We start from the raw sequence: 22,065 nt of genomic DNA on the forward strand, positions 1-22,065 counted from the left end.
TAAGTTGTTTTGAGATTAAAAGGATTTAAACTTCGTAAAAATAATAGCTTTAAATATGTACCTCGGTATACCGAAAGCGAAGCTGCGACTAATCCCTATAGTTTTGATTCTAAATTTTCTAAATACAAAAACTCAGCGAACCTCTCTGATATTCGTGGGCAATGGGGAGAAGCTAGAAAAGCAGGAAGAACCAAAGGAAACAGAGAAATAAATATTCGACTGCTGGCGATCATCGCCGTTCTTGTCTTTATTGTCCTGTGGTTTTTTGACTTTGATTTATCCTTATTTACTAAATTTTAATGGCCGATATCATTCAACTTTTACCAGACCATGTAGCGAATCAAATTGCTGCGGGTGAGGTGGTACAACGACCAGCATCAGTAGTGAAAGAGCTTTTAGAAAATGCCATCGATGCCGGAGCAGACGCCATTAAGCTGATTATAAAAGACGGTGGGAAGGCATTGATTCAAGTGGTGGATAATGGAAGCGGCATGAGTGCTACCGATGCGCGTTTAAGCTTTGAACGGCATGCAACCTCTAAAATTAAAAACGCGGATGATTTATTTCGGCTTACCACCAAAGGTTTTCGTGGTGAAGCCTTAGCCTCTATTGCAGCGATAGCCCATGTAGAGCTCTTGACAAAAACCGAAGCCGATGAGTTAGGAGTACAATTAAAAATTGAAGGTAGTAAACTCGTTGCGCAAGAAGTAACGGTTACGCCAAAGGGTACTTCGTTTTGTGTAAAAAACTTATTTTTTAATATACCTGCAAGGCGTAATTTCTTAAAATCGAACCAAGTAGAGTTTAGGCATATTACCGACGAATTTCATCGGGTTGCTTTAGCGCATCCCAACATTCAATTTCATTTTTACAACAATGGGAGTGAGTTATTTAATTTGCCGAAAGCCAATTATAGACAGCGAATTGTTGGGGTTTTTGGGGCTAAAACAAATGAAAAATTAGTCCCTGTTGCCGAAGAAACTCAAGTCGTTAAGATATCGGGCTTTATTAGCAAACCAGAATTTTCTAAAAAGAGTAGGGGAGAACAATTTTTCTTTGTAAACGATCGCTTTATCAAAAGTCCGTATTTGCATCATGCGGTAGTGAGTGCTTTCGAAGGTCTTATTCGTTCAGATAATCACCCAGGGTATTTTCTATATTTATCTATTGATCCCGCCTCTATTGATATCAACATTCATCCCACCAAAACAGAAATTAAGTTCGATGATGAACATACGCTTTACGCGATATTGCGTTCTGCGATTAAACATGCTTTAGGCCAATTTAATGTAATTCCTGCCTTAGATTTTGAACAAGATCAAAATTTAGAAACTCCTTATGCCTATCAAAACAAGCAAGCCGATGTGCCTAAGGTTGTGGTTGATGCCGACTTTAATCCGTTTGCGAAAGATATTCCGAGGTCTAAAAGCATACCTTATTTTGAAAAACAAACCACAATAGGTTGGCAGAATTTATACGTTGGTTTAGAATCAAAAGTAGGTAAAGAAGCAGATTTTAGTAGTGTTAGTTTCGAATCGGAATCGATCTCAGGATCTATTTTTGAGGATGATAACCTAATGATCGACAGTGTAACGACCACGTTTCAATTAAAAAGAAAATACATTGTTACCACGATAAAATCGGGGATGATCATCATAGACCAAAGTAGAGCGCATCAACGTGTCTTATACGAAAGTTTCCTAAAAAATATTACGATTAAAGAAGCGGTAAGTCAACAATTACTTTTTCCCTTATCCTTGTCTTTTTCCAAATCAGAGATTGCTATTATTCTGGAAATAAAAGATAGTTTGGTGACCCTTGGCTTTGCTTTTGAAGCTGTAGAAGACGAGCATATTGCTATTTCGGGCGTACCTTTATTGGTGCCAGAAAGTGAAGTAGGCATAGTTTTAGATCAATTAATTTCTGATTTTCAGATGGATGTGCCTGGCGATAGTTTTTCACAGTCTGATATCGTTTCAAAAACCTTGAGTAAATCCTTATCGGTAAAAACAGGCGAGCAGCTAGATAGTGAATCGCAGGCAGCATTGGTCAATAATTTATTTGCGTGTAAGGAATATAAAATTAGTCCGTTTAACAAACCCATATACATTACCATTACCGGTGATGATATTGATAAAAAATTCTATTAAATGATGCGACTTACAGATACCGTAAAGCATTTGATTATTATAAATGTTTTATTTTTTATAGCGACACAGATTGTTGGAGATCAAATGTACCAATGGTTCGCGCTTTGGTTTCCTGCCAATGAAAACTTTCAAATTTGGCAAATTATTACCCATATGTTCATGCACGGCGGTTGGTCTCATATTTTATTCAATATGTTTGGCTTGTGGATGTTTGGAACGGCCGTAGAACAGTATTTAGGACGAAATCAGTTCTTGTTTCTGTATTTTTCAGCGGGCTTGGCGGCGGCGGCGTTTCAATTAGGATACTACTACTTTGAATACATGCCCATACACGCTGAATTGATAAATTTAGGCTTAACAAGCGATCAAATTATAGAAATGATATCGAATAACCGCGCTATAGAGGGTTTAAGTGATACTCAATTTACCGCTATCCAAGAAGCTTTCCCTATTTACAGACAAACATTTTTTGCTTCTATGGTGGGTGCTTCTGGTTGTATCATGGGAATTTTAGCTGCCTTTGGAGTGATGAATCCGAATGCAGAATTGATGTTGATCTTTTTACCGATCCCTATTAAGGCAAAGTACTTTATTCCAGGAATTATATTGTTAGATGTAATTTCTGCATTTACAGGACAATCTTTTTTTAGTCCAAGTAATACGGCCTATATGGCCCATATTGGTGGTGCACTTATTGGTTTTATCATGATGTGGTACTGGAAAAAGAATTCATTTAATAAGAACCGTTGGGATTAATATGGCGACAGACTTAAAATATCAATATTCTCGATTAAATATTGCTGAAAAATTAATAGCGATCAATGTACTTATATTCATTGTTACACGACTTGTTTCGGTATTATTTGGTGTTTCGATAAACGCCATGATTAGTTGGTTTGAGTTGCCAGAAAACCTTTCTAATTTTATTACTCAGCCATGGTCGCTTGTAAGCTATGCGTTTCTTCACGCCAGTTTTGGGCATATTTTTTGGAACATGGTGATGCTCTATTTTACAGGCCGAATTTTTATGAATCTGTATGGAAAAAAAACCTTTATCAATGTGTACTTTCTGGGTGCTATTGTAGGGGGGCTCATTTTTTTAGTGAGTTACAATGTATTTCCTGCCTTATTAAACGCTAATAATGCGCTTATTGGGGCTTCAGCAGCGGTATCTGCAGTGTTGATTTTTATCTGTACCTACACGCCAAACCAAGAAGTACGCGTTATTTTTTTTAACGTAAAGCTTTGGTATATCGGAGCTTTATTTGTTTTGATAGATTTAGTGCAGATTGGCTATAGCGCTAATGTAGGTGGCCGTTTGGCACATTTAGGGGGTGCTTTCTTAGGGTATTATTATGCACGAAACCTACTGCAAGGAAAAGATATTGGTGCTTGGTTTTCAAGGTTTCTAGACTATACCAGCAATTATTTTAAGAAAGATAAAAAAGCACCCTTAAAGACCGTATACCGAAAACCTACTTCTAATTTAAAAAAAGAAGTGAATTACGAAAAAGAAACGCATCAAAGAAAAATAGACACCATTTTAGACAAGATAAGCAAGTCGGGGTACGAAAGTCTCTCTAAAACAGAGAAAGATTTTTTATTTAAAGCAGGTAAAGACCAGTAAGGTGAAAATAGGAGTTTTTATTGATAAACTAATCTTTGGTCTAAATATACTATTTGGAGGGGCATTGCTGTTGTCGTCGTTTGTTCCATACATCTCCATTAAGAAAGCGCCTATTGTTGCTTTTTTTAGTTTAGGGATTCCCATTTTGGTCTTTGTAAACCTTATTTTTTTATTGTTTTGGTTGTTACGAAGAAAAAAACAAGGATTTTTATCTTTAGTGGTATTACTGATCAGTTATTTTTCATTGAGTTCTTTTTTTATGTTTCGTTTTTCTGAAAAAGCCTTTCAGGAAAGTGATTTAAGTGTAATGACCTTTAATGTCAGAGGATTTAATAAAAATCAGCATATTGAAAATCCAAACCTATTGGAAGAAATTACCGATTTAATTAAAACCGAAAATCCGGATATTATTTGTTTTCAGGAGTTTAATTTTAGAAATAGAGACGATTTTAAAGCCTATACCTACAGATATTTAGAGTATATCAAGAATAAGGGAAAGGTAACTTTAGCCATTTACTCTAAATATCCGATCTTAAAAGAAGGCTTAGTAAATTTTCCAGACAGCCCAAATAATGCCGCTTTTGCGGATATTTTGTATAAAAAAGATACCCTTCGTATTTATAATCTACATCTAGAATCATTGCGGATCATTCCAGATAAAAATGCACTTGCTAAAGAACAATCGGCAAAATTGTTTAAAAGAGTGTCTCAATCTTTTGAAAAACAACAAGAGCAGGCTGGCATTATAAAAGCGCACAGAAAAACAGTGGCGTACAAAACCATTGTTGCGGGCGATTTTAATGGAACAGAATACTCCAATGTTTATAAAACCATTAAAGGAGACGATTTGCATGACACGTTTAAAGAAAAAGGCACGGGCTATGGTAGAACTTATAACTTTAAATACTATCCCGTTCGAATCGATTTTATTTTAGCGGATGAAGCTATGGAAGTCGTTGCACACAAAAACTACGATGTAAAATTATCGGATCACTTTCCGGTGATGGCTTCCTTTCAGTGGTAATCAAAGGGCTATAGTTTTAAGCGTTTAATTTTAAATCGTGGTCATCAAAAAGAATACTTTGCTCTTCTTTGAAACTTTAAACCAGTAACATTTTTGTTAACCCACAGCCCTAAATTACATCAACAGACAATCTACGGTATCTGCCAAAATATGTAAAAGTAACGCAATTCCGAAGATGCTAGTTTTCTTAAAAAAGAGCAATACAAAATATACCGCGATTGCCCAGTATTGGTGTAATAGGTGAAAGCCAATGCTACATCGTTCTGGATCAAAAATAGGATCTGCTAGTACATGATCTACATCGATTAAAATACCCGCTAAAAGAATGAGTAGAACACGAGATCTTTTTTCTTTAAAAAAAACAAAGGCTATAAAAAATGGAACGATAAAATGAATTCCGTAATGAAGTGTAAACCTAAGCATTCATAAAATCTAAAGGAATATTTTGTAGGTAATCGAGCGCATTCGTCCCTTCATTAAAAAGTAAGTCTAAAATACTGAGATTTTTTATAAATCCGTTTCGGTCATCAAAAACCTGAACATAGGGTTCAAAATCAAGAGGCGTTTTCTTTTTTGCATCAATTAAATAACGCCCATCAACATCCTGTTCTACCGTTTTGTGATAGATGCTTGTTTGTATTTTGGGCATGTCAATTTGTAAACACTCACAGGCGATTTCGATCGTCTTTAGGTTAAATTCTAATAATGAGCTGTAGGTATTGTGGTATAAAACCGCTAGGTCATCTTCATAAAATTCAAAAAATGGAGACGTCCTGTAGGCGGTTTGTAGCGTTCTCCAATGCTGCCGCTGCCATGCGTATTTGTTGTCTATGGCTACCTCGGCATACGTATTGCGTCCATTTAATTTACCATTGTGTTTAATAGGAATACTCAGGGTATGAAAACCCCTGTCGTTGGCAATATGGCATCGGTTTCTATAGCTTTGTTTCTGATAATTCCCAGAAACCTCCCAAATAATATCTTTTTGAGCGATAACCGCAAAATTTGTCAGATTCAAAAAATACCCGGGATGTAGTACTACCATCTTTTTAATTGAAAATTAATTTTCGCCTACCACTTACCGCTTGGCGGACTGCGTTAAGCTTTTTTCTTTCTCTTTTTACGCACAAAATCAAACACAAAATAACCAACTAGCACAAGTAGAAAATACTTGAAATAGGAAACGGGCTCACCGTCGCCACCGACAGTGGTAAATACACGATCCCAGCGCACTTTCCAATTTTTTACCCCATTGGTGAAATTATCTACACTAAACCATATAAAAATAGGGGTTCCTACAATATGGTCTTCGGGAACATACCCCCATACACGACTATCTTCCGAGCGGTGACGGTTATCTCCCATCATCCAATAGTAGTTTTGTTCAAAGGTGTAGGTTTTTGAAGCTTGACCATCAATCAAAATCTGATTTCCGGAAACGCTTAAGGTATGATTTTCGTAATCTCTGATTACTTTTTTATAATACGGTAATGTTTCTACAGTCAAATTGATTGTTTTACCAGCTTCTGGAATGTAAATGGGGCCGAAGTTATCTATGGTTCCGGTAAGGGCCTTGTCTTGTGGAAATACGCGATCATCTGCATTTTTTTCGCTATATCTATCCACAGCAACAATACCCGATTTCCCTACTAAATTTTTAGCTTCCTCAACGGTCAGGTTAAATAATGCCATGTTTTTAACATTGGAGGCTTGCAAGTAGTTGATGATTTTTTGATCAGAAATACTACCGGAATAATAGGTGTAAACCGAATCACTTTTAATAGCTTCTAAACCCAAACGGCGAATTAATTCGGCCGCGTTTTCTTTTTCTCGTGCTTCATTAGTGATTTTCAAGACAGGACCAGAATAGCTTTCCATACCGCCTACTACTTTAACCGTGGCATTATCTATATCATTTTTTGTCGTGATCACGTGATGAAATTCTGGTTTTGCTCTATCGTTCAAAACGAGTTTCTCACCATTGATGTAGACATCACCATTAATAACAGCAAGCGAATCGCCAGGAGAACCCACATTGCGCTTCACATAGTTCGATTTTTTGTCTATAGGCTTTACTACACCCTTGGCTCTTTTAAAAAACTGATACACGGTATCTGCTGGCCAACTAAAAACGACAATGTCATTTTTCTTTACCTTTTTAAAGCCAGGGAGCCTGAAATAAGGAAGTCTTAATTTATTTTTCCAAGAGCTTTTGTAGCTGTCTTTTTCCACATCGGCCAAGTACGATTTTGTTTTTAGAATAGGTAGGGAATCGTGAACCATAGGGGCAGCCACCACAGTCATAGGTACCCTAGCGCCGTAGTGAAACTTACTCACAAATAAAAAGTCGCCCACCAACAATGTTTTTTCCAAAGAAGACGTGGGTATCACATAAGGTTGAATAAAATAGGTGTGCACAATAGTAGCGGCCACCACAGCAAAAACAATAGAGCTAACCCATTCTCCAGCGACTGTTTTAGGATGTAAACTTCTGTCTTTTATATAGTTTACATCGAGTGCATAGTTTATATAGTAGGTGTAAAAACCAAAGCTTAATAATACCAGCCAGGTATCTAATAAGGTGTTTTTTCCAAAACTACGAATGGTTTCTACCCAAATAACCGGGAACATCAATAAATTAATAATAGGAATAAATAGTAAAATAACCCACCATTTTGGTCGGTTGATGATGTGCATCAAAACAATCGCATTGTAAATAGGAATTGCTGCTTCCCAAGCTTTTCTTCCTGCTTTTACATATAATTTCCAAGTACCTAAAAAATGGATAACCTGAATAATTAAAATGAAAACTAACCATTGTGTTCCGTTCATTGTCTGTTTTTTGTTTCGTTCTCGGTTTTTTGTTGCTATTTTTTCGGTTTCAGGTTGAAAATTCAACCATCATTCTCACTTAAAACTTACCATTTAGCACTTAAAACTTTTTTAAATTTCGTATTTCGCACTTTGTATTTTTTATCTACCGTCTAATATGAAGCACGTCTTTCATGGTAAAAACCCCATGTTTGCCTATAATCCATTCTGCGGCAGTAAGTGCTCCTAAGGCAAAGCCTTCTCTATTGTGTGCTGTATGTTTTATTTCGATAGTGTCCACAGGGCTCGTGTAACGAATGCTATGTGTACCGGGAACATCGCCTTCTCGAAGGGCAGTAATTGGCAAAATGCCTTCTTCTTTTCCATCTAATTTCCAATCGGTATATCCCGTATTTTGAATAACAGCTTCAGCTAAGGTAATGGCGGTACCACTTGGCGCGTCTAATTTTTGAGTGTGGTGTATTTCTTCAAGAGACACCTTATAATCTCTAAGATTTGCCATCATTTTGGCAAGGTAATCATTCAATTCAAAAAATAAATTTACACCTAAGCTAAAGTTTGAGGCATAGATAAACGCACCATTGTTTTGATTACAAAGCGCAACAGCATCCTCATACTTATGCAGCCAACCAGTTGTTCCTGATATAATAGGCGTATTGTTTTCCAAACACATTTTAATATTCGTGTACGCTGCGGAAGGCTGACTAAAATCTATCGCAACATCAATAGTTGAAAAATCTATCTCAGTGGTGTCGACATCAATTTTGGCAACAATAGTATGATTTTTTTGTACGGCCAGGGCTTCAATCATTTTACCCATTTTACCATAACCGAATAAGGCAATATTCATTTTTAAAATTTTATAGTTAATGCCATTCCGTAATTTGGACTAGCCGTTACTTCGTTATAACCTAAAAAAGGCTTAAAATCGATGCTTAAATCGTCATCGATATTAAATTGTTTTAAATGCGCATCCACATTCGCATCAATAATATTTAAGGCGTATAAACCAATAGTAACAAGTAACATTAAATCACGATCTCTTTGGTATCTTTCTTGTGCGTCTTGTAATGCCGCTGTTGAAAACTCGGGAGACGTTAAAGGCGTATCGCTTAAAGGAGGTCTGTCGTAGAATTCATCATCTGTAAAACCGGCTTGTCTTCTTTTAAAAGCCGTTCTAGTCCTTTTATAATTTTTATTATTAAAATCGTAGGCATAAATACTTGTGCCAAGGGCACCTAGTACAATAGGAATTTTCCAGTATTTTTTGTTGTAAGCTTGTCCCAAGCCTGGGAGAATGGCCGAATAGAATCCTGCTTTTGCTGGCGCTAAAGGATTTATTTCTCGCTTTTTGGTAAACACAGTGTCAGCAACGATCACACCTTCTTTTTTCAAATTGCTTTGATTAGAATTTTGCTGCTGCTCTACTTTTATTTCAGGTATTTCTTGTTTCTCTTCTTTCTCTTCTTCCTGTGAAAAAAGTGTAGTTATAAAACCCAAACAAAAGAATAGTATTATGAAATTCTTATTCACCAAGAATTAATTTTTTTATACGATCAAATTCTTCTTTAGAGGTAAAAGGAATTACCAATTTTCCTTTTCCACTTTCAGAAGCTTTAGCTTCTACTTTTACGGCTAAATAAGAATTGAAATCAGACAGGCTATTTTCAATATATTTTGGCGTTGTATCGGCTTTTAAGCTGCTGGCTTTCGTCTTTACTATTGGATTTTGAAATTCTTTGACCGCCTTTTCCGTATCACGCACCGATAAGTTATCACTGATTATCTTTTCGTACAGTGCTAGTTGATCGTCTTTCTTTTCGATATTCACTAAAGCTCTTCCGTGACCCATACTAACAAAACCATCCCTAATTCCTGTTTGGATGATAGGGTCTAAGCGCAACAAACGTAAATAATTAGTAATGGTAGAACGTTTTTTGCCGACACGCTCACTCATTTTTTCTTGCGTTAATTGAATTTCATCAATTAAACGTTGGTACGATAAAGCAATTTCAATCGGATCTAAATCTTGTCTTTGGATGTTTTCTACCAAAGCCATTTCTAAAGACTCCTGATCGTTTGCAATTCTAATATAAGCAGGTATAGTTTCTAGGCCTACTAATTTCGAGGCTCTAAATCTGCGCTCTCCAGAGACTAGTTGGTATTTATTAAAATCTAACTTACGAACGGTAATGGGTTGAATTACCCCTAACTCTCGTATAGACGAAGCCAATTCTTGAAGGGCTTCATCATTAAAATTAGAACGTGGTTGAAACGGATTCATTTCAATGGCCACTAAATCTAATTCTATAATATTACCGACAACCTTATCAGCATTTTTATCGCTTGCAGAATTAATATCATTACTTGGATCTTTCAGTAAAGCAGATAAACCTCTACCTAAAGCTTGTTTTTGTGTTGCTTTCGCCATTATACTATGTCCTTATTTTTCTTCAATACTTCTTGTGCTAAGCTTAAATAGTTTTCGGCACCCTTGCTACTTGCATCATATTTAATGATACTTTCTCCATAACTTGGCGCTTCGCTTAACCTTACATTTCGTTGAATAATGGTGTCAAAAACCATTTCGCTAAAATGTTTACGAACTTCCTCAACCACTTGATTTGATAATCGTAAACGTGCATCAAACATGGTGAGTAGCATTCCTTCGATGTCTAAATCGGCATTGTGAATTCGTTGTACACTTTTTATCGTGTTCAATAATTTGCCTAAACCTTCTAAAGCAAAATATTCACATTGAATAGGAATCATTACAGAGTCGGCAGCAGTTAAGGCATTTAAGGTAAGTAAACCTAATGATGGTGCACAATCTATTAAAATATAATCATATTTTTCTTTGAGATGCAGGATGCTTTTTTTCATCATGTACTCGCGCTCCTCTTTATCGACTAGTTCAATTTCAATAGCGACAAGATCAATATGTGCAGGAATTAAGTCAACATTTGGCGAGTTTGTTTTAATGATCGCCTCTTCTGCAGTTTTACTATGTTCTAAAAGTTGATAGGTGCCTATTTCCACACTATCCACATCAATACCTAACCCAGATGTTGCATTTGCTTGGGGGTCAGCATCAATTAATAAAACTTTTTTTTCTAGAACTCCTAAAGAAGCCGCTAAGTTTACAGTAGTGGTTGTTTTACCAACCCCACCCTTTTGATTTGCAATGGCTATTATCTTGCCCATTCTATTACCTAAGTTAGGGGCTAAAATTACGATTATTTATAATGTTATAAAATGTATTTTGTTAACAGTTCGTGAATAAACACGAGTAGCAGCGTTAAAGTTGGTTAAAATTTTGGTTAATTGGCTTGTGAATGTGGGGTTTAGGGATGAAGTGTTGTTAAGAACTTATTCTGTTTTTGAGCTTATATAGCCTTTTCAAATGATTTATACACTTAATTATTTATCAAAGCTAAGTAACGCTATAAGCTAATTCGTTTTTAATTCTTTGAGCTTACTCTAAGTTGTTCTAGTCATAGCCACTATTACTAATCACCGTTTTGTACAGATACGCATTCACTAGATTATGCTCCGGTTAGCAATGCAAAATAAAAATAGAACTACTTAATAATTCTTGAAATAGGACTTATAGGCTGTTAAATCGTAGCCACTTTATCTTAATTAGCCGTAACTTTTGTTAATATCAAACCTAAAATGAAATTAGAAATTAGAGAAGTAAAAGCACTTGTGTACAAGTCAATCTGAAAAAGCCAATACATGAATGCGAATTGCACTATAGCTGCAATAATAGCTATTTTAATATATATCCCCTTATTTTTCATTCCTCAATCAAGATGTCTAAAATTTGAATAGCGGCTTCACTAATTTTAGTACCAGGACCAAAAATTGCTACAGCACCAGCGTCAAATAAAAATTGGTAATCTTGCTTTGGGATAACACCACCTACAATGACCATAATATCTTCTCTGCCGTGTTTTTTTAATTCCTCAATCACTTGTGGCACTAAAGTTTTATGGCCTGCAGCTAAAGAGGAAACACCTAAAATATGTACATCGTTTTCTACGGCTTGTTTCGCAGCTTCGGAAGGGGTTTGAAAAAGAGGGCCTATATCTACATCAAAGCCTAAATCGGCATAACTCGTTGCTACAACCTTTGCCCCACGGTCATGCCCATCTTGACCCATTTTTGCAATCATGATGCGGGGTCTTCGGCCATCTTGTTCCGCAAACGCATCTGCCAATGCTCTTGCTTTTTTAAAGCTTTCGTTATTTTGAATTTCTTTTGAATACACGCCTGTAAATGTTTTTATAACCGCTTTGTGTCGTTTAAAAGCGACTTCTAAGGCGTCACTTATTTCGCCTAAGGTGGCTCTAACTTTTGCAGCTTCTACTGCTAAAGCTAATAAATTATGTTCAGATTTTTGATGATCCGCTACTTTTGCTTTGGCAGCATTGGTTAAGTTTTCAATGGCTTTGTCAACCTCCGCTTTATTTCTTTCTTTTTTTAGCCTTGATAAGCGTTCGAGTTGCTGACGACGTACTTCTTGATTATCGACCTCTAAAATATGCAAAGGATCTTCTACCGCCAGTTGATGGCTATTAACTCCGATGATCTTATCGCGACCACTATCAATCCGTGCTTGTTTTTTAGCAGCTGCTTCTTCAATTCGCATTTTCGGTATTCCTGCTTCAATGGCTTTGGTCATGCCTCCTAATGCTTCCACTTCTTCTAATAATTCCCAAGCTTTTGCTACGATTTCATGCGTTAAATGCTCTACATAATAGCTACCTGCCCAAGGGTCAACGGTTTTGGTGACTTTGGTTTCTTCTTGAATAAAAAGCTGGGTATTCCGCGCAATTCTGGCTGAAAAGTCGGTCGGTAATGCTATGGCTTCATCCAAGGCATTGGTATGTAAACTTTGAGTTCCACCTAAAACGGCTGCCATGGCTTCAATGGTAGTTCTAGCGACGTTATTAAATGGGTCTTGCTCTGTTAAGCTCCAACCACTAGTTTGGCAATGGGTTCGTAAGGCCAGTGATTTCTCATTTTTAGGATTAAATTGTTTTACCACTTTAGCCCAAAGCATGCGACCGGCTCGTAGTTTCGCAATTTCCATAAAATGATTCATTCCAATCCCCCAAAAGAAGGATAGTCGAGGTGCAAAATCATCTATTTTTAGTCCTGCTTTTAGTCCAGTTCTAATGTACTCTAAGCCATCTGCTAAGGTATAGGCTAACTCAATTTCTGCTGTAGCACCTGCTTCTTGCATGTGGTAGCCAGAAATACTAATACTATTAAATTTCGGCATTTTCTGGCTCGTATATTCAAAAATATCAGCAATCATGAGCATCGATGGTGTTGGAGGGTAGATGTAGGTATTCCGCACCATAAATTCTTTCAAGATGTCGTTCTGAATAGTTCCAGAAAGTTGCTCCAGGCTAACCCCTTGCTCTTGTGCTGCAACAATATAAAATGCCAGTATGGGTAATACGGCACCGTTCATGGTCATAGAAACCGACATTTTATCTAAAGGAATACCGTCGAACAAAATTTTCATGTCTTCAACAGAATCAATGGCTACCCCTGCTTTCCCAACATCGCCTACCACACGTTCATGATCGCTATCATAGCCCCTGTGGGTTGGTAAATCAAAAGCAACAGACAATCCCTTTTGTCCGCCTTGTAAATTACGACGGTAAAAAGCATTGCTCTCTTCTGCGGTTGAAAAACCAGCATATTGCCGAATAGTCCATGGTCGTTGTACATACATAGTTGCATAAGGGCCCCGCAAGTAAGGAGGAAAACCAGCTGCAAAATTCAAATGTTCTAAGCCTTCGATATCCTTTTTTTGATATACCGCTTGGATAGCAATACCTTCAGCAGTTTCAAAAGTACCTTTTGATTCATTTGCTTCTTGAATATCGGTTGCTAGGGTAATATGTTGAAGTGCTTTTCTATTCATCTTCTAATCTTTTTTGCTCTAATTCTTCCGCCAAGCGTCTTTCGATAATAGGTTCGATCACCGATTTTCTAGGTTTGTTTTTTACAAAAGGGTATATTTCTAATGCTCCTTTCATCGTATCTAGTGTAGATTGGTACTTGTTAGCGCCTACTAAAACCTCTTGTTTGGTATCAAAAAGTAATTGTTCTTTTTGAGCACTCTCTTTGATTTTTTTCTGGATGGTATTTTCTTTCAACTGCTTTAAAAACCCACCTGCTTTTTCTATTTCTTTAAAAAGGGTGAGTGATTTTTCCGCCAGTTGCTGTGTTAAGCTTTCAATATAATAGGCACCATCGGCAGGGTTTGTTGTTTTGTCGAAATAACTTTCTTCCTTTAAAACGAGTAATTGATTTCTAGCAATTCGTTCTGAAAACTCATTAGTTTTGTGGTAAATAGCATCGTAAGGCATGTTGCAAATGGCATCTGCGCCACCTAAAATGGCCGCCATACTTTCAGTAGTGGTACGCAACATATTTCCGTTGTAATCGTAAAGCGTTTTATTTCTCCTTGTGGGTACGGCTATAATTTTACAGCTTGTAGGTATACCATAGGCTAAGGCTAAACTTTTCCATAACAGGCGTAAGGCTCTAATTTTAGCAATTTCAAAAAAGTAATTGGTGCCGACCGCAATTTTAAACGTGATACTTACTGCTGATCCTTGTGCTTCCGGAATGAGGTTTAAATATTCGTTTACATGTGCCAGTGCATAGCCCAGTTGTTGGGTAAAATTTGCACCTGCATTTTGATAGCTGGTGGTATCTATGATCAGGTTTTTGTAGTGGGGCACGGCTGCTAAAAATAGTTCCGTATCTTTTTCGAGGCTATCATACCAATTTCCTGTTTTACAGAGGTGGTATATGATATCTGTTTTAAAATATAAACCAGTGTTATTTTTATGTTCAAAGGACTTAAAATTCGCATGGTATTCAGGAGATAAAAATTGAATATCGAAATAAACCACGGTGGAGCTTAATGGTATATTTTTTAAGAGTATTTGAATATCGATATCACTTGTGGGAATCGTAAAAATTAGGCTTTCTGCTCCTTTTTCTAAAGCTCTTAAGGCTTTTTTATTGGCTATTTCCGGATTACCGGCATAAATAGCTTCGGTAATTTTCCAGGTAGCTATAGGCTTAGGAATGGTATTTTCTGTTTCGATATCTTCAGAGTGGTAAAAGGGTTTTACCTTTATGCCTTCCAAAGATTCCCAAACCAAAGATTTGTTATAATCTTCTCCTTTTAATTCGAACTGAATTTTTTGTTTCCATTGTTTTTCAGAAACTGGAGTAAAATCATTAAAAAGTGCATTAGTCTTCATTCTGTTCAACTTTTAGACTATCTTGATATTCAATTAAATATATTTCTTCGTTCTTTCTCTTTAGATAGTACTGTTCTCTTGCGAATTTTTCTAGTTCTTCTCTATTCGATAATTTATCGATGATAATTTTGTCTTTTGCAATCTCATCTTTTAAATACACCTTAGTTTTTTCTAGCTTCTTAATTTCTTTTTTTAGTTCCCAATGAATTAAGAAAGAATTGGTATCAAAAAAAACCATCCAAAACACAAAAACAGAAAGCACCAATACATAGGTATTGGAGGCTATTTTAAACCATTTTTTATTTTTTAATTCCTTAAAATTCATTTTTTTACTTAAAAATAGTTTAGAAGTTAGGTCTAAAATTACACTAATTTTTCGTTTATAATACTCTTTACAATTTCAACGGCAACCGTATTGTACTTGTTATTAGGAATGATAATATCAGCGTATTCTTTAGAAGGCTCAATGAACTCTACATGCATAGGTTTAATTACGGTTTGGTATTTGGTAATTGTTTCGTCTAGGTCCCAACCACGTTCATTAATGTCGCGCTTTAAGCGACGAATTAAACGTTCATCTGAATCGGCATGCACAAATATTTTAATATCGAACATTTTGCGAATTTCAGGATTGGTCAAAATCAAAATGCCCTCGACGATCATTACTTTTCTTGGATGTGTTGGTATGGTTTCGTCAGTTCGGTTACATTCTAAAAACGAATACACGGGTTGATTGATAGAGTTACCGGCTTTCAGTTCTTTTAAATGTTTTGTTAATAAATCAAAATCTATAGAATTTGGATGATCAAAATTTGTTTTTCTTCGCTCTTGTAAGGTTAAATGCGAAAGATCATTGTAATAGGCGTCTTGCGAAATAACCCCAACTTCACCAATGGGAAGTTCATTGATAATTTGATTGACTACGGTAGTTTTTCCACAGCCTGTGCCTCCAGCAATTCCGATAATAAGCATTTGTAAAATAGTTTGGCGCAAAAATAGGGATTTGAAGATGAAGTTAAATAACGAAAAAGAAAAAAGAATAGAGAGAAAATAGGAGGTATGAAAAATAGACAAATTGCCGGCGGCTTTTGGGTAGTTATTTTTGGTTTGAATTGTAGAATTCTTGACGAGTACAAGATTGTTCTTTTTAAAGCGTATTAAAACTAGCAGCTAAGTACAAGTACAAGTTTAAGTTCAAGTTCAAATCCAAGATCAAGTTTAGGATTATAATTTTCAAATATTTATAGGAATACAGTGTTGTATTAATTCAATATTACATGATCAAATACTTACTTTTGCACGATGCAAAAAGAAAGGACAAAACCTAATTTTGAATTTATTGCGTTAATGGCATCTTTAATGTCGATTGTAGCCTTGTCTATTGATGCCTTACTGCCTGCCTTATCTAATATTGGAGTTGCAATTCAGAGTTCGTCTACTACAGACCATCAATTATTAATTACCATGATATTTTTAGGCTTGGGTGTGGGACAATTATTTTTTGGTCCTTTATCGGATAGCTTTGGACGCAAACCTATTATTTATATTGGTTTTTTTGTGTTTGCTATTGCGAGTTTTATATGTGTTTTTGCGACTTCACTTGAAGTCATGGTCATAGGAAGAATACTTCAAGGTATTGGTTTATCTGCTGCCCGAACTATTTCTATCGCTATTATCAGAGATACCTATGAAGGGAATTATATGGCGAAAATAATGTCATTTGTAACCGCTTTTTTTATTTTAATCCCTGTTGTAGCTCCTGCTTTTGGCAAAATCATTTTAGATCAATTAGGATGGAAGGCAATTTTTTACATGCAAATAATTTTTGCCATCGCTATCGGTATTTGGTTCTGGAAAAGGCAACCAGAAACCCTGCACCCAGAGTATAAGGTAAAGTTTTCTCGTCATGTTTTTATGAAAGGCTTTCGGGAATTAATTAAATATAAAGAAACCATGGCCTGTACGATGATATCAGGCTTAATAACCGGTGGTTTTTTAGTCTATTTAAGTTCTGCACAACATGTATTTGAAGACCAGTATCAATTAAAAGAAACCTTTCCTTATTTATTTGCAGCCTTAGCGATTTCTATAGGCTTATCAACGTTTTTAAACGGTACCTTAGTTTTGCGTTTTGGAATGCGAAAATTAGCTTTTCTAGCACTCCTTTCTTTTACATCGCTTTCTTTAGGGTATGTACTATTATTCTGGAACAGCGCCAACCCTCCCGTGGTTGTTTTAATGTTGTTTTTATCACTTACTTTTTTCTCCTTAGGCTTTATTTGGGGGAATATGCGTTCTATTGCTATGGAACCGATTGGGCATATTGCTGGTATAGGCGCTGCTATAACGGGCTTTATATCGACAGTAATTTCTATTCCTATTGCAACCTATATCGGTAGTTTTGTGACCACCACGGTTTGGCCTTTGTTTGTTGGTCTTAGTATCTGCGGATTATTGGCACTCTTACTTTTTGTTCGGTTTAGACAGCCTGCCTCTGAAGTAGTTTTAAACTAAATGATTGGTAAGCGGCATTAATAAAAACTAAAATGCACCAAAGAAATCACAAAGAGTAAGGTCCATAGTACGGTCCGCATCCAGTTTTTTTGGACCAGTTTATGGCATACCTTATCCACTGGAGTATGGTTATCAATACTTTGATGTAGGGGAACAAAAATTAAAAAAGTAAGTAGCCAAAGAACAACAATCAAGAGCATGCTCAAAATACTATACCAATTCTGAAATTGCCATAGTTGCACGCTTGCTAATATGAATTGAAGCGTTATTAAGGGCAAAACAATAAACGTTACTCTAATCGTGTATTTTTGATGCCAAATGAGAAGGTTTTCTTTGGAATAGTACTGAAAACAAGGGTATATCACCAATTGTACAGCCCAAATTAAAATTAAAAAACCAAAATCGATCAGTAAACGTGCTAGTGCTAAAGTCATATTAAATTGTTTTTCTTACGGACCAAGCCCAAAAGATGAATAAAGGATGAATGGCTAGTAAACGTACCCAAGCAATCCATGGTGACACACAAAAAGCGGTTTCAACACAAGAGCCTATTTGAATAAAATAAACGTGCGAAGGGATGAATAGGACTAATAAAACAATGATTCCTTTTACGGCCACTACTCTTGTTTTTGGCAAAGCTACGCCAATAGCCAACACTAGTTCTAAAAATCCACTTATATAATTTACACTTTCTGGATAGGGTACATAAGCAGGTATTAATCCGTAATAAAAATCAGGATGTATAAAATGATAACTTCCCGCAAAGGCATAAAATGCAACGAGTACATATCGCAACAATTTTATCAGCTTAGTTTCCATTGATACTCCGTATGAACTTTCTTTAAAATTAAAAAGAAGGGAATCCACCATATAAAATCGTTGGTCACTAAGGTGTATATAAATTCAAATGGAACATCGCCTTTTAAGTAATTAAAGATAAAGCCTAATGGACCAAATATCTTCCCTAAAAATCCTACGGCTACAATAGGCCAATGTTTCATTGGGTTGTAGGACGCCCACCAATAGCCCAAACCATATACACCAATGACCATGCCCATACCTTGCCATACCATAGGGTGATTTAAGGGCTCCATGCCCACCAAATTAAAAAAATGATTTGGAAATAGTACTACCCAAGCACCCCAAAGTAGGTTATAAATAGCGGCTAAACGTAGGGTTAATTTCATAGTTTTCTTTTTACCACAAAAATAAGGTATACAGGCTTTTATATTTATAAAAAACCTTATTTATTGCCTAAAATTTAAAGCGTCTTTTTAGGTCGTTAAAAAAAATTACGCTCTTCTACAAAGTCTTTTTAGGATATAATAAGCTATGAGTTTCTTTTATAATTGGAATTTTTATAGCGAACTATTGAGAGATAATTTTTTGGTCAAATCTAGTCGGGGATAATCCTCATGGGCTGTAAAAGTTCAGAGATTATTTTTTACGTTAACAATTACAACCAAATTCCTTGAATTTATGGGTACTTTTTTAGACCTTGACTGTATGATTTAAGTCTAGGTCTTGAATATTAGATTTTTTTTAAGGCTAACTTTTTAGGTTTTACTTTACTAAAAATTTAAGCTTTTACTGTTTAATATGTTGCTGTCTTGGCACGTCTGTGACCTATAGCTTATGGGATAGTTGGGTATATTGGAGCAGCCTGATGCTAGTGTACATAATAATTTGTTTATTTTTTTGTGCTTTTTTAAATCTATTGAGTACTTATACAATGTAATTACCTAAGAATGCAGGATAAAGAACAATTTGAAGCACTTATTTTAAAACATCAAGGACTCGTGTATAAGGTAGCACGCTTGTATGTAGATACACCAGAAGATCAGAGCGATTTGTACCAAGAAATTGTATATCAGCTTTGGAAATCAATTTCACAGTTTAAAGGAGATGCGAAAATAAGTACATGGATGTATCGGGTGGCATTGAATACCGCAATTGCTTTTTTACATCAAAAAAAGAAACGACAGCATACCACTAGCAGCTTCGAATTGCCTGAGATTATCGATGATTCTTCTTTGGAAAAAGAGGAACAAAGCAAATACTTGTATAAGGCTATTAAGCAACTTTCGGTTGTAGAAAGGGGAATTGTATTTCTATTTCTAGAAGGGAAAAGTTACCGAGAAATTGCAACTATAACAGGTTTTTCAGAAAGTAATGTAGGCACTAGAATGTTACGAATCAAAAAGAAATTAAAAGAATTAATACCACAATAGGCTATGGAATTACAAGATATTCAAACACAATGGAAGGCAATGAACGCACGCCTTGAAACAATAGAAATTATACAAAAAAATCAAATTATGGAAATGACGCAAAAAAAGTATAAAAGTAAATTTACAAAACTTTGGAATATTGAATTCTTTGGCGCTATCATCTGTTATGCCATGGCAGCATGGATTGTCATTGATTTTCAAAAATTTGATACTCCTTTTTATATGGCATGCGCAATTATTACACTTTTGTTTTTAGCTATTTTACCCATTTTTGTTTTAGGGTATATCTCAACTATTAAGAACATTTCATTAAGTGAAACAAGCTATAAAGAAACTATTGCAAAGTTTCAAAAAAATAAAAATAGGCTATTGGCAACCCAACAATTTTCTGGTGTTGCAGGTATATTCATCTTTTTTTTAAGTATGCCGGTTTTTTCAAAGCTATTTGGTAATGACCAATCCTTTGAGAGCCTAAAATTATCTCAATATATTTTTATTGCACTGACTTTTATTGCTGTTCTTTTATTTATACTGTGGAGTGTTAAAAAGTATAAAAACCTTATGAGGCATGCAGAAAAGATGCTGCAGGAACTAGAGGAGTGAACTACATAAAAACCTGCAAGAGTTGGCTTGAAAGAATTTATTATTGAATTCTTTACGTTGTTACTTGTAGCAGATAGCAATTAATTCATTTGTTTAAAACTAGAAGAGCTTTGATAAAGTTTAATTTTCTTAAGAAAATTTTTTTTACTCTTCCCAGCCCCAAGGTGCGGAAGGTGTTTCAACTGCTTTGGTGGTGTCAAAAGTTACCGTAAAGACTCTTTCGCTGCCAATTCGTTTTAAATTATAGCTAAATGAATTTTTATCAACGGTAATCCACCAAACATTGGTGGATGCATAGCCAATTAAATCGCTTGTTTCTTGATCCGCCGGAAAGAACTGAATGTTGGCTAATCCTGAATTTGTTGAGGTACCTCCGTATTGGGTTATTTTATCAGGACTACCATCTTCATGTCGGTGATCATGTTTTAGTGTGATTACCTCATCATTTTTAGTTAAAACCCAAGTTCTTGACTTATCATCGCCAACAAAAAAAGGAATCCGAATGCGGTTATCTTCACAGCTTTTAACATGCATCACTAATTTTTTGCCGGTAAAAGAATCGTCAGCTGAAGCCCCAGCCGTTATTTCGCCTTCGAAAGATTGCCCACAAAAGGTTTTTAATTGCTCCCAAAATTGTTCCGATCCAGTTGGGGATTGTGCAAAACTGAATTGAAATGTTAGTATAAGTAGTAAGAAGAAGGTGTTTTTCATGGTTTTTAAAGTGTAAGAAACAGTTTTGTTATTCTATTATTCTTTTTTAAATGATTTTTGTAGTTCAATTTAATCGTCATTCAAAGATATATCCCATTTAGCACTACTGGATACGGTTTTGATTTAGTTTAATACAAATTTCACAATTCAATTTTTTCTTTTTCAAATTAAGACCAACATGAGGTGTCCTAATTAATTACAAACAACTACAATTATTTTTAAATATCGTTAATTTATCTGAGAATTCATTTCTTAAACCACATGTTCAATAATCTTCTTGTGCCACTTTCGGGTTCAATAGCGCACTGGTATCACTAAGATTAGAAACAACATTGCTCGCTATTTTAGCTAATATGCTTTCTATAATTTTTCCACTTCGAGTTATGGTTAGGTCGCAGAAAAAGTGAATTTTATCAAGCTTTGCGATAGGGCCGAGGAGTTCGGGGATGTATTGTTTACTTTTTACTGTGATCTTCTGATTTGTGAAGCGTTTTTTAGTAATCGATAATCAGTTTTGGTGTTCGCTATGTTTTGTAAATAGTAGTCCATCAATTTTTTCTTAAACTATAAATTCTGATCTGCACTCAAGCAGTATCTATTTTTATAATAGCTATGAATATTTGCGTTATGACAATTTATGAGCTTTGTATTACTCATTATAAACTCCTATTTGTTCAATAATGCTTTGAATTAATTCGATTTCTATATCATGTACGCGACCATCTGCCTTTGCCATTTCTTGAAGCAAAATAACAAGTGTTCTTTTTTTATCTTCTGGCATGGCTTTGAGAATAGACATACCTTCATTTCCTGTGGTTTTTCTCGCTTCTTCTATTAAACCGGATTCAAATTTGAGAATTTTTGTTAAGTGTCTCAATAAGTGAATTTCCCTTTGACTCACATAACCATCCGCTAAAATAACTTCATCTATAGCTTTTACAATTGCTAATTTCTCTGCTAAATTAAATTCCATTTTTTATAGTATTAAATTAATCTTGTCTTTTTAAAATGTACTAATTTGAATTTGAAAAAATTAGTTTAGGTACTTGTTCTCCAAAACGCCAACTTTTTA

At 35.4% G+C, this 22,065-nt stretch carries 24 protein-coding genes; 8 read left to right on the forward strand and 16 right to left on the reverse strand.

All coding sequences use genetic code 11. The features are described from left to right. Nucleotides 1–9: 9 nt before the first annotated feature. From GQ45_RS17065 to GQ45_RS17085, 5 genes are read left to right on the forward strand one after another with little or no spacing between them, the layout of a single operon-like run. The gene (locus tag GQ45_RS17065) at nucleotides 10–300 is read left to right on the forward strand and encodes a hypothetical protein (protein WP_047419806.1); all 291 of its coding nucleotides are present in this window, start codon (nucleotides 10–12) and stop codon (nucleotides 298–300) included. Continuing rightward, nucleotides 300–2,150 carry a DNA mismatch repair endonuclease MutL gene (gene mutL, locus GQ45_RS17070; RefSeq protein ID WP_047419807.1) on the forward strand — a complete coding sequence of 617 codons (1,851 nt, stop codon included), beginning with the start codon at nucleotides 300–302 and terminating at the stop codon, nucleotides 2,148–2,150. Before GQ45_RS17065 ends, mutL begins: the two co-directional genes overlap by 1 nt. Then, nucleotides 2,151–2,906, forward strand: coding sequence for a rhomboid family intramembrane serine protease (locus GQ45_RS17075; RefSeq protein WP_047419808.1), 756 nt, complete (start codon nucleotides 2,151–2,153; stop codon nucleotides 2,904–2,906). Between the two features lies 1 nt (nucleotide 2,907). Beyond that, nucleotides 2,908–3,777 (forward strand): rhomboid family intramembrane serine protease, encoded by an 870-nt coding sequence (locus GQ45_RS17080; RefSeq protein WP_047419809.1) that lies wholly within the window; start codon nucleotides 2,908–2,910, stop codon nucleotides 3,775–3,777. A gap of 1 nt (nucleotide 3,778) precedes the next feature. Next, nucleotides 3,779–4,801, forward strand: coding sequence for an endonuclease/exonuclease/phosphatase family protein (locus GQ45_RS17085; protein WP_047419810.1), 1,023 nt, complete (start codon nucleotides 3,779–3,781; stop codon nucleotides 4,799–4,801). Nucleotides 4,802–4,915: 114 nt separating this feature from the next. On the opposite strand, the gene GQ45_RS17090 is transcribed toward GQ45_RS17085, so the two are convergent. The 11 genes from GQ45_RS17090 to udk form a co-directional block, all read right to left on the reverse strand. Beyond that, nucleotides 4,916–5,224 (reverse strand): DUF6122 family protein, encoded by a 309-nt coding sequence (locus tag GQ45_RS17090; protein ID WP_047419811.1) that lies wholly within the window; start codon nucleotides 5,222–5,224, stop codon nucleotides 4,916–4,918. Then, on the reverse strand, nucleotides 5,217–5,846 hold the full coding sequence (locus tag GQ45_RS17095) for a WbqC family protein (RefSeq protein ID WP_047419812.1): 630 nt from the start codon (nucleotides 5,844–5,846) through the stop codon (nucleotides 5,217–5,219). The genes GQ45_RS17090 and GQ45_RS17095 overlap by 8 nt, the downstream gene beginning before the upstream one ends. 53 nt (nucleotides 5,847–5,899) lie before the next feature. Then, nucleotides 5,900–7,633 (reverse strand): signal peptidase I, encoded by a 1,734-nt coding sequence (gene lepB / locus GQ45_RS17100; protein WP_047420586.1) that lies wholly within the window; start codon nucleotides 7,631–7,633, stop codon nucleotides 5,900–5,902. Between the two features lie 145 nt (nucleotides 7,634–7,778). After that, nucleotides 7,779–8,483, reverse strand: coding sequence for a 4-hydroxy-tetrahydrodipicolinate reductase (dapB, locus tag GQ45_RS17105; RefSeq protein ID WP_047419813.1), 705 nt, complete (start codon nucleotides 8,481–8,483; stop codon nucleotides 7,779–7,781). A gap of 2 nt (nucleotides 8,484–8,485) precedes the next feature. Beyond that, nucleotides 8,486–9,166 carry a DUF5683 domain-containing protein gene (locus tag GQ45_RS17110; protein WP_052188393.1) on the reverse strand — a complete coding sequence of 227 codons (681 nt, stop codon included), beginning with the start codon at nucleotides 9,164–9,166 and terminating at the stop codon, nucleotides 8,486–8,488. Further along, nucleotides 9,159–10,064: a ParB/RepB/Spo0J family partition protein gene (locus tag GQ45_RS17115; protein WP_047419815.1), complete on the reverse strand. Its 906-nt coding sequence runs from the start codon at nucleotides 10,062–10,064 to the stop codon at nucleotides 9,159–9,161. The genes GQ45_RS17110 and GQ45_RS17115 overlap by 8 nt, the downstream gene beginning before the upstream one ends. Continuing rightward, the gene (locus GQ45_RS17120; protein ID WP_047419816.1) at nucleotides 10,064–10,837 is read right to left on the reverse strand and encodes a ParA family protein; all 774 of its coding nucleotides are present in this window, start codon (nucleotides 10,835–10,837) and stop codon (nucleotides 10,064–10,066) included. The genes GQ45_RS17115 and GQ45_RS17120 overlap by 1 nt, the downstream gene beginning before the upstream one ends. A 595-nt stretch (nucleotides 10,838–11,432) precedes the next feature. After that, complete coding sequence (scpA, locus tag GQ45_RS17125) at nucleotides 11,433–13,577, reverse strand: methylmalonyl-CoA mutase (protein WP_047419817.1); 2,145 nt, start codon at nucleotides 13,575–13,577, stop codon at nucleotides 11,433–11,435. After that, nucleotides 13,570–14,934, reverse strand: coding sequence for a methylmalonyl-CoA mutase subunit beta (locus tag GQ45_RS17130; RefSeq protein WP_047419818.1), 1,365 nt, complete (start codon nucleotides 14,932–14,934; stop codon nucleotides 13,570–13,572). The genes scpA and GQ45_RS17130 overlap by 8 nt, the downstream gene beginning before the upstream one ends. Continuing rightward, the gene (locus tag GQ45_RS17135) at nucleotides 14,924–15,259 is read right to left on the reverse strand and encodes a septum formation initiator family protein (protein ID WP_047419819.1); all 336 of its coding nucleotides are present in this window, start codon (nucleotides 15,257–15,259) and stop codon (nucleotides 14,924–14,926) included. The genes GQ45_RS17130 and GQ45_RS17135 overlap by 11 nt, the downstream gene beginning before the upstream one ends. A 38-nt stretch (nucleotides 15,260–15,297) precedes the next feature. Then, a complete protein-coding gene (gene udk, locus GQ45_RS17140; protein ID WP_047419820.1) occupies nucleotides 15,298–15,906 on the reverse strand; it encodes a uridine kinase in 609 nt (202 codons plus the stop codon). 330 nt (nucleotides 15,907–16,236) lie between these two features. On the opposite strand from udk, the gene GQ45_RS17145 reads away from it, so the two are divergent. Continuing rightward, nucleotides 16,237–17,448 carry a multidrug effflux MFS transporter gene (locus tag GQ45_RS17145; protein WP_047419821.1) on the forward strand — a complete coding sequence of 404 codons (1,212 nt, stop codon included), beginning with the start codon at nucleotides 16,237–16,239 and terminating at the stop codon, nucleotides 17,446–17,448. Between the two features lie 17 nt (nucleotides 17,449–17,465). Here the strand turns inward: GQ45_RS17145 and GQ45_RS17150 are convergent, their stop codons facing one another. The 3 genes from GQ45_RS17150 to GQ45_RS17160 are packed head-to-tail and all read right to left on the reverse strand — an operon-like array spanning nucleotide 17,466 to nucleotide 18,635. Further along, entirely contained in the window at nucleotides 17,466–17,882 is a 417-nt protein-coding gene (locus tag GQ45_RS17150; RefSeq protein ID WP_047419822.1) for a hypothetical protein, read from the reverse strand. A 1-nt stretch (nucleotide 17,883) separates the two neighbouring features. After that, nucleotides 17,884–18,267 (reverse strand): DoxX family protein, encoded by a 384-nt coding sequence (locus tag GQ45_RS17155; protein ID WP_047419823.1) that lies wholly within the window; start codon nucleotides 18,265–18,267, stop codon nucleotides 17,884–17,886. Next, complete coding sequence (locus GQ45_RS17160; RefSeq protein WP_047419824.1) at nucleotides 18,252–18,635, reverse strand: hypothetical protein; 384 nt, start codon at nucleotides 18,633–18,635, stop codon at nucleotides 18,252–18,254. Before GQ45_RS17160 ends, GQ45_RS17155 begins: the two co-directional genes overlap by 16 nt. A 561-nt stretch (nucleotides 18,636–19,196) precedes the next feature. Between GQ45_RS17160 and GQ45_RS17165 the strand changes: the two genes are divergently transcribed. Both GQ45_RS17165 and GQ45_RS17170 read left to right on the forward strand, forming a co-directional pair. Beyond that, nucleotides 19,197–19,679: an RNA polymerase sigma factor gene (locus GQ45_RS17165; RefSeq protein WP_047419825.1), complete on the forward strand. Its 483-nt coding sequence runs from the start codon at nucleotides 19,197–19,199 to the stop codon at nucleotides 19,677–19,679. Between the two features lie 3 nt (nucleotides 19,680–19,682). Then, the gene (locus GQ45_RS17170) at nucleotides 19,683–20,282 is read left to right on the forward strand and encodes a hypothetical protein (protein ID WP_047419826.1); all 600 of its coding nucleotides are present in this window, start codon (nucleotides 19,683–19,685) and stop codon (nucleotides 20,280–20,282) included. Nucleotides 20,283–20,426: 144 nt separating this feature from the next. On the opposite strand, the gene GQ45_RS17175 is transcribed toward GQ45_RS17170, so the two are convergent. Together GQ45_RS17175 and GQ45_RS17180 are read right to left on the reverse strand one after the other, a co-directional pair. Further along, nucleotides 20,427–20,993 carry a hypothetical protein gene (locus tag GQ45_RS17175; RefSeq protein WP_047419827.1) on the reverse strand — a complete coding sequence of 189 codons (567 nt, stop codon included), beginning with the start codon at nucleotides 20,991–20,993 and terminating at the stop codon, nucleotides 20,427–20,429. A gap of 649 nt (nucleotides 20,994–21,642) precedes the next feature. Continuing rightward, entirely contained in the window at nucleotides 21,643–21,966 is a 324-nt protein-coding gene (locus tag GQ45_RS17180) for a hypothetical protein (RefSeq protein WP_047419828.1), read from the reverse strand. Nucleotides 21,967–22,065 lie beyond the last annotated feature (99 nt).

This window comes from Cellulophaga sp. Hel_I_12 (assembly GCF_000799565.1).
Classification (GTDB): Bacteria; Bacteroidota; Bacteroidia; order Flavobacteriales; family Flavobacteriaceae; genus Cellulophaga.

Bases quoted from the DNA above. Each gene is read 5' to 3' on its own strand.
- mutL (WP_047419807.1), top strand. From the start codon at position 300: ATGGCCGATATCATTCAACTTTTACCAGACCATGTAGCGAATCAAATT.
- GQ45_RS17075 (WP_047419808.1), top strand. From the start codon at position 2,151: ATGATGCGACTTACAGATACCGTAAAGCATTTGATTATTATAAATGTT.
- GQ45_RS17080 (WP_047419809.1), top strand. From the start codon at position 2,908: ATGGCGACAGACTTAAAATATCAATATTCTCGATTAAATATTGCTGAA.
- GQ45_RS17090 (WP_047419811.1), bottom strand. From the start codon at position 5,224: ATGCTTAGGTTTACACTTCATTACGGAATTCATTTTATCGTTCCATTT.
- GQ45_RS17095 (WP_047419812.1), bottom strand. From the start codon at position 5,846: ATGGTAGTACTACATCCCGGGTATTTTTTGAATCTGACAAATTTTGCG.
- lepB (WP_047420586.1), bottom strand. From the start codon at position 7,633: ATGAACGGAACACAATGGTTAGTTTTCATTTTAATTATTCAGGTTATC.
- dapB (WP_047419813.1), bottom strand. From the start codon at position 8,483: ATGAATATTGCCTTATTCGGTTATGGTAAAATGGGTAAAATGATTGAA.
- GQ45_RS17115 (WP_047419815.1), bottom strand. From the start codon at position 10,064: ATGGCGAAAGCAACACAAAAACAAGCTTTAGGTAGAGGTTTATCTGCT.
- GQ45_RS17120 (WP_047419816.1), bottom strand. From the start codon at position 10,837: ATGGGCAAGATAATAGCCATTGCAAATCAAAAGGGTGGGGTTGGTAAA.
- scpA (WP_047419817.1), bottom strand. From the start codon at position 13,577: ATGAATAGAAAAGCACTTCAACATATTACCCTAGCAACCGATATTCAA.
- GQ45_RS17130 (WP_047419818.1), bottom strand. From the start codon at position 14,934: ATGAAGACTAATGCACTTTTTAATGATTTTACTCCAGTTTCTGAAAAA.
- GQ45_RS17135 (WP_047419819.1), bottom strand. From the start codon at position 15,259: ATGAATTTTAAGGAATTAAAAAATAAAAAATGGTTTAAAATAGCCTCC.
- udk (WP_047419820.1), bottom strand. From the start codon at position 15,906: ATGCTTATTATCGGAATTGCTGGAGGCACAGGCTGTGGAAAAACTACC.
- GQ45_RS17145 (WP_047419821.1), top strand. From the start codon at position 16,237: ATGCAAAAAGAAAGGACAAAACCTAATTTTGAATTTATTGCGTTAATG.
- GQ45_RS17150 (WP_047419822.1), bottom strand. From the start codon at position 17,882: ATGACTTTAGCACTAGCACGTTTACTGATCGATTTTGGTTTTTTAATT.
- GQ45_RS17155 (WP_047419823.1), bottom strand. From the start codon at position 18,267: ATGGAAACTAAGCTGATAAAATTGTTGCGATATGTACTCGTTGCATTT.
- GQ45_RS17160 (WP_047419824.1), bottom strand. From the start codon at position 18,635: ATGAAATTAACCCTACGTTTAGCCGCTATTTATAACCTACTTTGGGGT.
- GQ45_RS17165 (WP_047419825.1), top strand. From the start codon at position 19,197: ATGCAGGATAAAGAACAATTTGAAGCACTTATTTTAAAACATCAAGGA.
- GQ45_RS17170 (WP_047419826.1), top strand. From the start codon at position 19,683: ATGGAATTACAAGATATTCAAACACAATGGAAGGCAATGAACGCACGC.
- GQ45_RS17175 (WP_047419827.1), bottom strand. From the start codon at position 20,993: ATGAAAAACACCTTCTTCTTACTACTTATACTAACATTTCAATTCAGT.
- GQ45_RS17180 (WP_047419828.1), bottom strand. From the start codon at position 21,966: ATGGAATTTAATTTAGCAGAGAAATTAGCAATTGTAAAAGCTATAGAT.